Below are 15,453 nucleotides of genomic sequence, written 5' to 3' on the forward strand. Positions count from 1 at the left end.
TTTTGTTTAATAATTTGACTTTTATCACAACTTAAAATCTGTTGGTTTTGACTCACTGGGATACAAGAACCGTCCCCATGTCGCCCAATGTCCCTTCAATTTCTTTCGCAACTCTCTCAACACCTTGTTGATTGATCGTTTTCAATCCATTTGCGTCAGGTGCTGTTTCCTCGAATAGATGGGTATTTAAGAGCGCGACAATCACACGGACAAGCTTGATATTTGTATCGAGCAGAGTCATTTCGTCCTCGGTGAATTTCTCGAAATCAGGTTTATTATCAACTGTCTCTGACAGCTCATACAGGAAATCCCAGAAGACCTCTTCTACTGCATGCAGTTCCTTTGCCAACAAAGCTGCGGTGGACGATAGGCTGGCAAGATAGTCATTGACCACCTTCATATTTTCAATACATTGGTTGACCTCTGACACCGCATGATCGATTTTATTTTTCAGTGCCCTCTCGCGAAATTTTAAAATGGCTGCAAATACCGGCGAACGCATGAGTCCATCGATAATCCCTGCATCTTCATCATAAATTTTCAGCAAATACGAGTCGAACATGGCAAAATCGGATTCAATATTAGCATGGCGGAATAGATCATCAAAGGTCCTCACACGCCCATCAAATTTGATATTATACGTCGGGCGGTTATGAATCTTCTCGAATACCTCTGCAAAGTACTCTAGCTGTGTATGTAATTGCTCTTTGACTTTTCGGATATCCCCAAATTGCGAAGTTAGTTTTTCATTCAAATTTTTTCCCTGGTCCTGTTTCTTCTCAAGGATATCGATTCGCACATTTAAATAATCGCTCTTCTCCTGGATACCATTTGCCGCGTTCTTCCCTACAGCTGACATCACTGCTTTAAGCGGAATTTGGGCAGGGAAAAGCACGTACGAACCTATTTCCACTAGATCCGCTCTTGATTTACTCTGGATCTTTTCGGAAATATAGTATTTTGCATCAAACGTCTTGTCACTCACGAAATCCTTCGTGTCCGAAGCCTTGTCTAAAATAAAATCTTTTGTATCCTCTGCTTTTTCCGAGACGAAATAGGCTGTATCCTCCACAAATTCCTTTAAATCACTAACCTTATCTCCAATTGCATATTTCGCATCGAATGCCTTATCACTGACAAGGTCCCTGGCATCCTCTGCCTTTTCGACGACAAAGTCCTTCACATCATCCATTTTATAGCTGATTGTATCTTTCATGTCACGCAGCTTATAAAAGAAACCCATCCTCTCACTCCCTAACCGAAATGTAACGTTACAGACTTATCACGCAGCAGTCCCTTGAGCTGATCACGGTCTTCATATGGCAAATCCAGGCGCATTTCCTGTATAGTGCGCGTGACTACTTCATTTGCTTCATCCGGGCTCGTTGCCAGCGACAGACCTGAAGACATTTTATTGACCAATTCGATTTGAGCATGCAACTCATCCAATGAGAGAGCAGCAAGTTCGCTTACCTTCGCCTGCAGATCAACATTCAGCTGTTGGTAAAATTCGATTTTACGCACCAGCTGATCCTCGAATTTGTTTAAGAAAGTAACTAACTCTGCTACCTCTTTTGAATGATCGATGAAATACAGAAGCGAAACACTCAGGATGCCTGTCGTCATTCCCCCGATAAAAATGGTCAACGGCTCGCCAATGACTGGCATTTGAGCAATCGGAAGTTTACTGAAGGCCTCGCCAATAAATGTCCCGGCAGCAACCGATGCTGCCATGACAATTATCTTTGATATAGCTTTCATCAAGTCACCCGGTGCCAACTGATCTCGGTTGAATACAAGCAAACTAAAGATTTCCGTGATGCTGCCCCAAAACTCGCGAATGAGCTTGACGACATTTTTTGCTGTACCTGCAAAGAGGTTGACAATGAACGTAGAAAGCGAAGCCATAATTCCGGCAAGCACGCCATTGCCAAATGATTTAATCAGCGACGAGAATTTTTCCTTTACCATCGTAAAAGCTTCCTTAAAGGTTTCACCAACCTGCTTTAGAAAAGTGCTTAGCGAGAATTCTTCTTTCATTTCCGAAACGATCTGCGGGAATTTTCTGCGCACAATCATCCACACCTCAGCAAGCAGCATGCCAACAACTTGGCGAAGTCCCATCCTCATGCCCTGCGAAGCCGCATCTGTCTTGAGTTTTTTCCACGTTTCTTTATCCTTTAGATAAGCTGTGCGAATTGTTCCTTCGTATGCTTTTCTGGCTTTCTTATCTGCTTCCGCCATCATCTCGATATTGGCCTTGCTTAAATTTTCAAGTTTTCTCAGCTCGCCGCGTTCCTTGTCAGAAAGATCGCCTTTCTTTTTCAGCTCATTTATCCTTGATTGGCTTGCTGCCTGATTCTTCTCCAGTTCATTAATGAACTGCTTCATGTCCTTGTGCTTTTTTGAACGGTTAATAGAAAAGTTGGTATGATTCAAATTGGTGTCAGCATTGGCTAAATCAACACCGTTTAAATTCGTTAAATATACAGCAGGATCATTATGTATTGTACTAGCCGCAATCGTATGATCCATATCCTGAGCTTCATTCCTCGGCATCTTCTGACCTGTATAGGAATCTATCAGTTTTCCATCTTTACGAAGGCTGCTTGCCTCAGCATTTCGTTTAGAGTAGTTCGCATGCTGATGATATTTATTCTTCACTCTTTTATCTTGATAGTCTCCACGGTTCTGATAGCGAGTTTGAGCCGCCTCATCCTTCAAGCCAAATTCACGCGCCGTAACCGGAGTATCGATATTTCCGCCATCTTGGTCCTTGAACATTAAATCAAGTGCGAATGAACGGAGCAATGTCGTAACAATCATCTTTTCATACTGTTGCAGCAGTGATTGGGATGGAGGCAAATCCCCGTTTGGAGGAATTTCATCTACTAAATCCAATGCAATCGTTGTTGTCATATAATTACCTACCTTATTAAAACTATTATAATAGTACAATTATACTAGACAAATCTTGTGAAGAATACTAAAAAAAGGAAGTTGATTTCTTAGTAATTAGACGGTATATTCGACAAATTTCGGGCGGTGACAGGCACCTGTCGAATCAAAAACGCTCAGAGGTTATCTCTGAGCGTTAAGTATTATGTTCAATTTATATAGTTAATTACTAATTATAAACCCTACTTCATTTAATCAAATGTCTCCTAAAAAAATGCCCTCCCGACTGTCGACATTATAGGATAAACACTAACTAATAAGGTCAATCCCCATAAAAATAAACCAATAAGAAAACTCTTCTTATTCATCTTTGACCTATATACTATAAGCAAAATAATCCATATGGGGGTTAGGAAAATACCTACCGCAATAATGTTCATCGCTATTTGGGCATTAACCATATTTATAGAATAGTTAGAACTATTATTATTTGTTATTACATCCAACAATACAAATAAGGATATAAGTAATAAAACAAGCGCGTTATATACAATCCAGACTTTGCGCATACCAAGCCTCTACTCTCTTCAAATGTCTTATTACTATTAATAATTTATTCGACAAATTTCGGGTGGTGACAGGCACCTGTCGAATGAATCGGCACCTGTCGAAAGACACCTATCAATCTACTGAATCCACGCTCCGTCTGCTCCGAGTTTGTAGCCGCCTATGGTTGTGTTATAGGCCATGGCTCCGCTGCTGTAGAGGTAGTACCATTTGCTGCCGCTCTTGACCCAGCCGGTTTTCATGACACCACTGCTCTCAAGGTAGTACCACTTACCCCCTGACTTGAGCCAGCCTGTTTTCATCGCACCACTGTTCTCGAGGTAGTACCATTTCCCTCCGTCTTTCAGCCAGCCTGTTTTCATCGCGCCGCTGCTTTGAAGGTAGTACCACTTTGTTCCTGACTTCAACCAGCCAGTCTTCATGGCCCCACTTACTTCAAGGAAGTACCACTTTCCTCCTGACAAAACCCAACCGGTCTTCATCACGCCACTAGCATCAAGGTAATACCATTTGGCCCCATCGAGCAGCCAGCCTGTTTTCTTGATTCCGGTTTTAGTGTCATAGTAGAACCAGTATCCATTCTCTTTCAGCCAGCCTGATTTGATGACAGTGATTTCCCTCTCAACCTTGGCTGTGTTGCCTGATGAATCTATACTCGTATAGGTCAGCGTATAGCTTCCTGCAACAGATGTATTCACAGTACCGTTAACGACTATCAAACTGGTTATATCGCCATCAGCATTGTCTGTTGCTTTCACACCATACAGAGGATTGAAAGCCGTGCCTGCTTTTATCGTTTGGTCCACAGTCCCAGTAATCACAGGTGCTGTCTGGTCAATAACGTGTACCGTCCTTGTGACAGATTCCGAATTCCCTGATGTATCTGTCACAGTGTATGTTAACGTGTATGTGCCCTTAACCTTCGTATCGACTTCACCATTAATCTGGATGGCTTCCGTCAGATCACCATCTGCATTGTCTGTTGCCCTGACTCCTGCCAGCAGATCAAAGTCTGCTCCCATTTTGATTGTCAGATCCTCCACTCCAGAAATGACTGGTTTGATAGTATCTATAACCGTAATGGTTCTATTCAGCTCCGTCTCGTTTCTGGTTATGTCGTTAACAATATAAGTAAGGGTGTACTTCCCTTTTACATCAGGATTTACCGTACCATAGATTAGTAGATTACTTGTCATGTCGCCATCTACAACATCAATTGCCTCGACTCCTTCAGCTGGATCAAAAGCAGAGTGCATATTGATCGTTTTATCATCTGCTCCTGAAATCACTGGTCCCACTGTATCGACAACCGTGATCTTCCTTTCAGCTTCCTCTGTGTTCCCGGCTGCATCAGTAACCGAATAATGTACGACATAAACGCCAGGTTTCAAAGGTTCAACAGTGCCCGTTACTTCAATTTTTTCCGTAAGGTCACCGTCTACATTATCCGTTGCAGCAACGCCTTCAAGGACATCAAAAGAATCAACAGCTTCAAGTGTCAAGTCTTCCACTCCCGTTAAGACAGGCTCGCCTTTGTCAGCTACAGTAATCGTTCTTGATGTCTCGGAGGTGTTTCCAGATGTGTCCGTGACTTTATAAATGACTACATAATCACCCATTTTTGATGGATCCACATCTCCTTCCAGCTCAATTTCAGCTGTAAGATTTCCTTCAATAAAATCGTAGGCATTCACTCCATCCAACGGATTAAAGTCGGAATGAACATTGATAGACGTATCTTCTATTCCATAAAAACTAGGTGCTTCTCCATCGATGGTAAATAGGTTATTGGCATATTGATCCTGATATTCAAACCCTGATTCATTATCTATCACATCGGATAGATGGAAATGAACTTTACCAGATGCATTTTCAGGAACTGTAAATGTATACTCATATGTCTTGCCGTCACTTCCAGCCACTTCTGTCATCGTTTTAGGAGTGGAAGCCATTGCGCCACGCAAAGCGATTTTAACACCTGCTTTTACACTCTTTGTAAAATGGACGGCAACGGTGATTGTGTCACCAGAGGCTCCGACTGATTTCGAAATATCATAAGATGAAACGATTCCTTCTAACGTATGCCTTAGCGGGACCACACTTATTTCTCCGGCAGAATTCGGCCCGATCGCAATAACGGTTCCATCCTTCTTAAGGCCGACAATTGAATTGCGTCCAGTAAGAGCTACGATATCTTTCCAATTGGAGGTCGTCCTTGCATCATCCCAGAACTCCCCAGTGCCAACGACAGTGCCATCCTTCTTAATGCCGAGCGTATTCCCGCCGCCTGCATAGATGTCAACAATCTCTGTCCAGTCAGATACATCACCAAGCTCGTAGTCATATCCTTTAACCGTCAGAACGGTTCCATCTGCTTTCAATCCAACTGTATGATTTAAACCAGCTGAAATGGCAATGATATCTTTCCAATTATTAACATCCCACATTGCAAATCCTGGATACCCAGTGGTAATAACGCTGCCATCTGCTTTTAACCCTACGGTGTAGTTAGAACCAGCTGAAATAGCAACAATATCGGTCCATTCACTAACATTTAGCTGGCCATAATAGTTATCGCCTGTTGCTACAACTGTCCCGTCTCTCTTCAAGCCTACGGTAAAATTTCTTCCAGCGGAAATATCGATAATATCCCGCCATTCAGACACATCGGTTTGACCCTTGTCATAACTTTTAAGACGAGTTCCAATAACGGTCCCATCCTTTTTCAGCCCAACCGTAAAGTCACTTCCCGCTTCGACTTTTGTTATGTCTTTCCAATCAGCAAGATCGAGCTGTCCGTTATAATTCACACCTTTAGTGACAATAGTACCATCGTATTTCAGCCCTACAGTAAACTGTCCATTCCCAGTGATATCTACAATATCCTGCCAGCCTTGTACATCTGTTTGGCCATTCCAATTGTCCCCTGTTGCAACCAGCGTGCCATCTGCCTTCAACCCAACGGTATGCCAGACGCTTGCAGCAATCGCAACCACATCTTTCCACTCACCAACATCGATTTGTCCATCCTCATTAAAGCCAGTCGCCACTACCGTCCCATCTGCTTTTAAACCGACCGTATAGCTTTCACCAGTAACGATCGAGACAATATCAGACCAGGATGATACATTTGTCTGCCCATGATCATTCAGACCTGTAGCCACAACGGTGCCGTCCATTTTGAGGCCAACTGTATGTGCAAATCCAGCTGCGACAGATACAATATCCGTCCAGTCTCCTACCTGTGTTTGTCCATTCTGCGTGTCTCCCACCGCAACCACGGTTCCGTCTGATTTCACACCGACGGTATGCCTGGCTCCGGCAGCAATATCGACAATACCTTCCCAATGGTGCAAGCCTAACTGGCCATTCCTATCATTCCCAACTGCAACCACAGTTCCATCTGCTTTTAAACCGACGCTATGCTCAGCACCTGCAGCAATATCCACAAGGTTGCTCCACTCACTGACATTTAGCCTTCCGTGTGCATCATTACCTGTTGCAACTGCTGTCCCATCTTTTTTGAGACCGAGCGTATGCTGGTTGCCAGAAGCTACAGAAACAATATTCGTCCATTGTGTTGTTTCATTATTGCCTCGAGGGGAGCTTGCAACTACAGTTCCATCCTCCACCATTAAGACTGTCATTGAAGTTTCTGCTGAAACAATCCCTTCGTATTTTTCCGCATCCTCCCGTGTCAAATGCACAGCTGCATTTACTGACTGAATGCTAGTTATGTTGTTTTGAAAAAGTTGACGAGGCAAAAAGTTCAACAGCAAAGTTATGATGACTGTTAAACTAATAATCTTTGAAAAACTCCTCATCTTCCCCACCCCTTTTTATATGTATTTTTCAGGCCTCTCTCTTTTATAAATTCTGCCCATACTAATCTACTTTATCAAATCAAGTAAGTAATTTAGCCTAATTTGGTAAATTTTCTTTAGGGAATTTCCACCAATTCAAAAGAGGAACAAAGGGATATCCCTTGCTCCTTCTATCAGTTACACACCACTGAAATTATTACGACTCCCGTACGGGACACAAGAACCGCCCCTATGCCTCAAACACCTCCAAAATAAACCTGGATATCCCTATGGTTTTATTACGGTAGGTTTGGAGGGAGGAGATGTGGAGTTCCTCTTTTGCTCTGGTTACGGCAACGTACATAAGGCGTCTTTCTTCTTCGATGGCTTCGTTGATTTTGTCTTCACCGGATAAAATGGATATTCGATCATCGGTTTCATGTAAGGATGATTGATGTGGCAGAATCGATTCGCTGGCTCCTATCAAATACACAACCGGGAATTCGAGTCCTTTTGATCCGTGTATCGTCATTAACTTCACAACATTGGGATTCTTTTGCTTTCTTAGCTTTTCCATTTGTTCATGATAGGTCATCACTTGGTCAATAAATTGTAAATACTCCTTAACACTAGAAAAATTTCTCGCGGAGTTTTCCAATTCATCCAGGGTTTCTTCTACTATTTCTTCATAAAGTGTTGAGGCCGGTGTCGTTCGATCTAATAAATACCTGGTATATTGTCCTTTTCCATTTCTTATTTCCTGAATGGCTGCGACAGGCTGTTGTTCCCTCAACTGCTTAATAAACGCAACTTTCTCAGTCAAAATCTCTCTATGATTGGAACTGATCCACGGTAAATCTGTGATCTTTTCCAATAAAAGATCTCCCGGTTTCTGATTCATTCCAATATAATCTATAACTCTATCAGCCGACAGATATAAGGAAGGGAGTATACCCCTGAAGGCCGGCCAATGACCAGGATCACAGGATAACCTTAAATAATCCAAAATGGGTTTTACTATTGGATTATCATAAAATAGCTCATCCTTCCCATATGTAACAAACGGAATTTCCTCTAAAACAAGTCTGTCAGTTATTTCTCTGCTAACAGCATGGGTACGAAAAAGAATGGCATGGTCGCGCCATTCCCGGTCAGATCTTTTTAAGGAATGAATGATATGTCTCGCCTCATCTTCCACTGTTTCATATGTGGAGTAAACAGGTTCTTTTCCCGTTTCATTGACCGCATACAAGTTTTTCTCGAACCTTTTTTTATTATGCTTAATGATTTCATTTCCCAGGCCGACGATGTATGGATTTGAACGATAATTTATATCCAGTACGATTTTCCGGCAAGCAGAATATTCTTGAGGAAAACCTAAAATAATATCATTTGTGGCTGCGCGAAATTGATAAATCGATTGACTATCATCCCCAACGACAAACAGGTTATTTTGAGGCAGAGCTAATTTTTTCATAATGACATGCTGAAGAACAGATGTGTCCTGGTATTCATCGATCTCAATATAAGTAAAGCGGCGTTGTAAATTTTTTAAGATGGGCGGCTGTTTCTCTAGTAATTGATAAGTGTGAAAAAGAATATCATCAAAGTCCATCAGATTATTTTCTTCCTTATAATCCATGAATCTCTGAAACGCCTCTTGAACTTCCTGATCGACTAATGCGTTTGCTTTCACCGTCTTAGGAAGAATGAGGTGATTGGCCATATAGTTGAATTTTGCCAGCAAGATCTCCGGCTCATCATTTATGTTCATATCCTTTAATATCTTTTTAATGATAAACTGCCTATGTTTCTCATTATTGATAATTTTATGGGTGTAGCCAACACTTCTTAACAGCCGAAGGAAAATTGAATGGAAGGTCCCGACAAGCAAGTTCCCCATCATTTCGGAAGTAATCCCCGGAATCTTCGAGATTCTCTCCGCCATTTCAGTGGCTGCCTTTTTTGTAAACGTGACAATCAATATTTGCTGAGGTTTAACATTTTTCACAAGCATAAGATAACCAGCACGGGCGGTTAACACAGCTGTCTTCCCGCTCCCAGCACCTGCTAAAGTCAAAACCGGCCCATCTGTCGTTCTTACCGCCTCAATTTGTTTCTCATTTAAATAGATTCCGATTTTCTCTAAACTTCGAAAATAATAAGCATCTGGGTCACGGGGAGTCACAATTCTTTGGCTCGTTACATTCCTAGCTATCTTGGCAATCGGTGTAGTTGGCGGCTGGAATGTTAAGTTGGTATCCATACTTGACCTCCCCTCATTCTATAATTAATGACATGATCGCTTCCTTCAATCCTGCTTGATCTTCCCTGCATAAATCTCTCGCCGTTGTAATCTCATAAATGAATGTTTCAATTAGCTGATCGATTTCTTCAGCCTGACTGATCCGCAATAGTAAAATAGCTTGCAAGAAATGCCAACGGGGATTGGCTGGATCCAAATCAATAGCATGCCTTATCACTCTGCTGCATATCAAAGCATCCACCTGATTTCTATTCATCACCTGAGCCGTATATCCCCAGTACAACGCTTTATTAGGATTATCCCTGATGGCCAGCATATATAACTCTAAAGCTTCTTGAACTTTCCCACTTAAAAAATACAGTTCTCCGAGTAAGAAAGATGCTTCTGCTCTTATTTCAGCATCATAGCTCTCCATATCAGCCATAATCTCTTTAAGGAATTCATCTACCTTATCATGAACATCAGCTTCGCGAATCCGGTCCAAATCTGGATACGTTTCATCAGAGCGCTCAATGCTTTGCGGATAGTTCTTCTGGTTTGGGATGGGTAATGGTTGATCATAGCCATAGGATAAATAGACCTCAATATTCTCTTTACAATAGTTCAATATGTCTTGATTATGATAGACAGTTGCCAGTCTCTCCAAGGTCTGAAGTGCTTTAAAGCAATCTTCAAATCTCCCCATTTGGAAGCTGTACTCTATAAAAGACTGAATGGATTCAAGACTCAACCAGTGATTATTGATGATCACAAGCAGGTCATCCACATTTCCTTCAAGGATATGTCTCTCATGGGTTTCCCGCATGCTTTTATTAAACTGCTCCATCGCTTGTTTAGATTGTTCTTCCGTTTGATTATTAAGAATATCGATAATTTCTTGATGGACTCTTTCCTGCTGCTTCCGGTCTACCTTGGTAATGGCAATTTCCACACCAAAAAATAAACCAAAGCCTCCCCCAAGAATCCGATTCAATCTCACTTCGAACTCTTGGCCACTATCGATAAGCGGAGATAGTTTGGCTGCAGTTTCCCTAGGAATCCAACCGATACTTTCATCATATTCGTTAAAAACACCAATCGCATTTCTGTCATGCGGGTTGAAGTAATCCCTTTCCATATAGATGTGATCATGAATGGAAAGTCTGTTTATCACTTCTTGTCTTCCCTCAAATTTCACCCCGGCTAGTCTTACAAGCTGTGTCATTCTCTCACCTCGACAATATTCTGCAATTTTATAAAAAAGTCCCTACTTTCCGACTTTTCCCATTACATTTCTGTATAATAGAATTGTATAGTGATTTCCAGTTAAATTCTACTAAATTTGAGGTGTAAAAATGTTCAACTCCAAAAAAGACCGGTCCCTAACCCAATACGAAATAAATGAAGTCATGGGCTTTGTGACGAATACGATTAATCGAGCATTATCAACTGGCCAGGCACTTGATGTCATGGAAAAATACGATTTAGTTCTTGTGGCCTCTATTAACGGAGAGTATATTCAAGGCTCTGTTTACCAATTCTCTCAATGTAATATTGTAAACAATGAATCAATTGAATTACACGAAACCCCATTGTTCGCAGCAGAACGCCATTATTTGAATATGGAAGATTTCCGTGACTACCTGAACGAAGAACATTTGGAAACGATGGATCAAACGAATATTCAAGCAGTATTGCTTATGTCCGGTCTGATCCGAAGCTTCAAACTTCAACCAAACTAGTATAAAAAGGTGGGAAAACAATGAATCATACATTAACTCAAAACGAAGAGCAGCTCATTATAGATGCATTAAAGAATTGCTTGCGCGAGACATACACTAATATGTCTGAAAAATTCGAAACAATACATGAACTTGATACGCTAGTCTCTTCATTCATGAATGATGGAACTGTAATGGTTGTCCTTTACAAAGCATCAGATTGTGTGCTTATGCTAGGATCTCCTGTGGAACTCCCCCAGTATCCAATGTATACAGCACAATTAGACCAAAGAGAAGGCTTCAAAGCCGGTGCAAATAGCGAAATCCAAGGAACAAAATACGAAGCAATCGTACAATTTGCCCACGCCTGCCTCGAAAGTTCAGTAAAAAGAGGCTGACGGATAGGGTCGGCTTACTCAGGGCTCATAAACATGGAAGACAAAAACTCACAAAAATACCCGGATTTGAGACTCTTAGAGAATCCCTAATCCGGGTTTTATTTTTCAATAAGTATAAGGATGGTCATCAATCACCAATCAAAGAGGGAGAAAAAACTACACATACATGCATCAGCAACTCATTCTTCCCTCTCCCGAAATGGTACGGAAGAACCGTCCCGATGTCCCCTATACTGTTTCACTATCTTTCTTCAAATCTTTTATAAAGCTATATATGATGATCCCCATTATGATGGCTAACGGGAATGCCGCAACGATTGAGATCGTTTGAAGCATGGTTAGTGTAGTCTCATTAAAGATAAGGGCGATCGGTAAAATGATAAAGATTAATGCCCAAAATACTCTGATAGATTTAGGGGGCTCCTGGCCTGGTTCTAATTTTTTCAATGAGTATTCTGCTACAACAAGCGTGATGGCATCGAATGTGCTTGCGTAAAAGGCGATCATTGCGACTGCTAATAATACAAGTGCGACACCGCTAATAGGAAGCTGTTGGAAAATCTGCAGGATGACTTCAGATGGACTAGCTCCATCTGCGAGCATTCCGGCTGCATCTACATTACCTTGTGTTTGGTGGAAGAGTCCAAAGTTGCCAAACACTATAAAGGAAGTAAATGTTCCTAATAACCCACATGTAAACCCGCCAAGAATGGTTTGTTTGATTGTTCTTCCTTCAGAGATTTTCCCAATGAAGAACGGTGTTGCAACAAACCACGCAATCCAATATGCCCAATAGAATACCGTCCAGTCTTGAGGGAACCCAGAACCACCTTCTCCAGATACTCGAAGTGGATCCATCCAGGTTGACATACTAAAGAAATCATTTGCTAATTTTCCGATACCGGTAATTCCACTTTCGATCATGAACCTCGTAGGTCCAAAGAATAAAAAGATTGCTATAAGTGCTAAAAAGATAATTACGCAGAGATTCGCGAGCTTTGAAATCCCTTTTAACCCTAACGTAACAGCGATTGTATAAACCAATGCGATGACCCCTAAGATGATGATCGTCAACGCTGTACTTTGCGGAATCCCAAAGATCGTCGACACGACTAATGATAATAATGGTGTTGCCAGAGAGAACGTAGTAGCTGTTCCTGCAAGCAATCCAACGATAGAGAAGATATCAATGAATTTGCCTAACGCTCCATCAGCATGATGCCCGATTGTTGAACGACATGCTTCTGAAAGAGTCTGCCTTTTGCGTTTCTTCACATACATCATATATCCGTATGCAACCGCAGGCAGGATATAAAAACTCCATGGAATAGGTCCCCAGTGGAATAATGGATAGGTTGATGCAAAATCCTGTTTCTGCGCCAGGCTCATATTTTCCATACCAAATGGAGTTGCACCAAAATAATAAGCCCATTCGATTAGCGACCAATATAAGATATCCGCAGCCATGGTAGAAGTAAAGATCATGGCACCCCATGCGAATGTGTTAAACCTTGGTTTTTCTAAATTACCTAGTTTCACGTGGCCGTAACGGGAAAAAGCCAGCCAAATCGATACTAAAAACACGCCAAGACCAAATACCATGTAGAACGAACCAAAGTCACCAACAAAAATACTTCTCAAAAAATCAATAGCATTACTGCTGGCACTTGGATAGACTAATAAAATGACCGACAAAAATAGGATTAGAATGAGTGGCCCGAGAGTTAAAGTCCAATCTATTTCCTGTTTGGTTTTACTTTTTTGCAAGTTCATGCTCTGTTTCCTCCATTAAAATTCCCATACTTTTTTTATAGTAATCTTTTGCATAACGGTACATGATGAGGGTATAATCTCCGAATTTCACTCCCAGTGCTTGTTTATATTGAGCCCACATTGCCCATAGAAACCCGCCAAGCGCCATATAAATATAGACTCTAAGGCGTTCTTCCTGCGTTGGTTTTCTATCGAAATAATAGTCCATCAGCTTTTCAATTTGATCTGTATTCAGGTTACCATATAGCGCAAACATAGAAAGATCGATGACAGGGTCACACATGCCTGCATATTCCCAATCAATCAATTTCAGATCTCCATTCGGCAAGACTAAAAAATTATCAAAGTGAGCATCAATATGACAAAATACGGATGGGAGATCCATTTTCTTTAGGATTGAAAGAAGTTCACTCATCTTTGTTCTTACTGATGAATAATCTTCAAATAGAATAGCTCCACTTTTCGTGCACAATTCTTCATAAAATAAGATATTCTTCTCCACATTAAAACTATGAGGTACGGTTATATTACTATCGTGAAGCCTATTAAGAGTCTTCATGCTTTGAAATAGCTCCATATCACTATTTATGTTCAAGCTTCTGGCTCCTGATTCGAATTCTGATATTTTAATGCCGCTCTTTGAATCAATATAGACAATGTGTTCAGTGATGTTCAAAGGGATAACGGCTTTTATACTTGAATATTCTTCGTCTCTATTAATCAGCTTCTCGGTACCTTCTCCAGGGATCCGGCAAATATATTTTTTTTCATTAATAGTAAATAAGAATGACTTATTCGTCATACCCAGTTTCAATGGTTGAATATCTTTAATTTCATCTTCGCTAACTTTAAAAATCGAACTAATTAATGACAGCACTTTGTTATTGGACTGTTCTCTGTAGGTCGAATCAAAAACCCTTAGTTCTTCAAAACTTTCAAATTCAAAAACAGTGTTTTCGGGCTGTCGATTCACATACATTTTTAATACATCAAGATTTCGCTTAAAAACATCTTCCCAATAAAAATCCTCTGTCCCTGGCTGATTATATGTCTTTTCTAATAAAGGCACTATTTGATCAGAGAACTCTTTCGAGAAAAATACCGGACCATACATATGCCACGAGTTTACTCCTCCAACTTCCACCCGTTTTATTCGGTCTTTACGATCAACAGTCAGGCACCACTCTGCTGTTTCACCTTCTGCCTTTACGGCACTGTACCAGCTTTCAAACTCATACGTATTGAAGATATTTTTAGTCATATAATTATCACTAGACAAAATGTAGGTGTTCCTCAGTAAGTGACGTACATGATGGAGAGTGGATAAATTATTTTTAGTGTCATATTCCTGGTTATAGATCAGCTTTACACCATATTTATCAATGAGATATTCAAACTTCTCTTTAAGATAACCAACGACAATCGTAATATCAGTAATGGACATTTCAATCAATTGTTCAATCTGACGCTCGATCATTCTCTCACCGCGTACTTCCAACAAACCTTTTGGCGTTTCATAAGTAAGAGGAACAAAACGCGAGCCAAATCCTGCAGCCAGAATAATGGCATTATCTACTCGATACAGCTCCATTACATGATCTGCTTGATCTGTCAGTGAATAACCACTAGGGGATTTAAGCAATAGACCTTCCTGAATTAATAAGTTCAGCAATTTATTTGTTTTCCCTAAAGATAAATCAAATATTTCCGAAATGTCCCTTTGGGTTAATCTATTATTTTTTTTATATTCTCTTAATATTTTTAAGGCATCTTTGTTCATTTCTGCACCATCTCCTATTCAACATCTATCATTTTACATTTTATTATGTTCATTTTCTACTTTTTTTCCGAAGAAATGAACAAATGAAGAAAAAAAATGAGACACCTTGCCGATTTTTGACGTCTCATGAGAGGGACATGGGACTTGGGGATGGTTCTCTTGTCCATTACTCTACATTTTTGAGACATGGGAAAAAGGGACAGTTCTTAAATCGGACAATCAGTAGTTTTACACGAAAAAAGGCACGATGAGCTGTATTAAATGCTCA

Annotated in this window: 9 protein-coding genes; 2 read left to right on the forward strand and 7 right to left on the reverse strand. The window is 40.8% G+C overall.

Annotated features, from left to right (window positions below; translation table 11 throughout):
• Window positions 1-52: 52 nt before the first annotated feature.
• The 5 genes from LGO15_RS22610 to LGO15_RS22635 form a co-directional block, all read right to left on the reverse strand.
• Window positions 53-1,243, reverse strand: a complete 1,191-nt coding sequence (locus LGO15_RS22610; protein ID WP_167831215.1) for a hypothetical protein — start codon at window positions 1,241-1,243, stop codon at window positions 53-55.
• 11 nt (window positions 1,244-1,254) lie between these two features.
• Window positions 1,255-2,919: a hypothetical protein gene (locus LGO15_RS22615; RefSeq protein WP_226086118.1), complete on the reverse strand. Its 1,665-nt coding sequence runs from the start codon at window positions 2,917-2,919 to the stop codon at window positions 1,255-1,257.
• Between the two features lie 665 nt (window positions 2,920-3,584).
• A complete protein-coding gene (locus tag LGO15_RS22625) occupies window positions 3,585-7,289 on the reverse strand; it encodes an immunoglobulin-like domain-containing protein (RefSeq protein WP_318999809.1) in 3,705 nt (1,234 codons plus the stop codon).
• Between the two features lie 229 nt (window positions 7,290-7,518).
• A complete protein-coding gene (locus tag LGO15_RS22630; RefSeq protein ID WP_226086119.1) occupies window positions 7,519-9,534 on the reverse strand; it encodes an ATP-dependent helicase in 2,016 nt (671 codons plus the stop codon).
• 13 nt (window positions 9,535-9,547) lie between these two features.
• A complete protein-coding gene (locus tag LGO15_RS22635) occupies window positions 9,548-10,738 on the reverse strand; it encodes an HIRAN domain-containing protein (protein WP_226086120.1) in 1,191 nt (396 codons plus the stop codon).
• Window positions 10,739-10,868: 130 nt separating this feature from the next.
• Between LGO15_RS22635 and LGO15_RS22640 the strand changes: the two genes are divergently transcribed.
• Both LGO15_RS22640 and LGO15_RS22645 read left to right on the forward strand, forming a co-directional pair.
• Window positions 10,869-11,255, forward strand: a complete 387-nt coding sequence (locus LGO15_RS22640) for a hypothetical protein (RefSeq protein WP_226086121.1) — start codon at window positions 10,869-10,871, stop codon at window positions 11,253-11,255.
• Window positions 11,256-11,275: 20 nt separating this feature from the next.
• Window positions 11,276-11,632 (forward strand): hypothetical protein, encoded by a 357-nt coding sequence (locus tag LGO15_RS22645; protein ID WP_167831210.1) that lies wholly within the window; start codon window positions 11,276-11,278, stop codon window positions 11,630-11,632.
• Window positions 11,633-11,860: 228 nt separating this feature from the next.
• On the opposite strand, the gene LGO15_RS22650 is transcribed toward LGO15_RS22645, so the two are convergent.
• Window positions 11,861-13,405: a BCCT family transporter gene (locus tag LGO15_RS22650; protein ID WP_226086122.1), complete on the reverse strand. Its 1,545-nt coding sequence runs from the start codon at window positions 13,403-13,405 to the stop codon at window positions 11,861-11,863.
• On the reverse strand, window positions 13,386-15,185 hold the full coding sequence (locus LGO15_RS22655) for a sugar phosphate nucleotidyltransferase (protein WP_226086123.1): 1,800 nt from the start codon (window positions 15,183-15,185) through the stop codon (window positions 13,386-13,388). The genes LGO15_RS22650 and LGO15_RS22655 overlap by 20 nt, the downstream gene beginning before the upstream one ends.
• Between the last annotated feature and the right edge of the window lie 268 nt (window positions 15,186-15,453).

The sequence above is a fragment of the Mesobacillus sp. S13 genome, from assembly GCF_020422885.1.
Classification (GTDB): domain Bacteria; phylum Bacillota; class Bacilli; order Bacillales; family Cytobacillaceae; genus Mesobacillus; species Mesobacillus selenatarsenatis_A.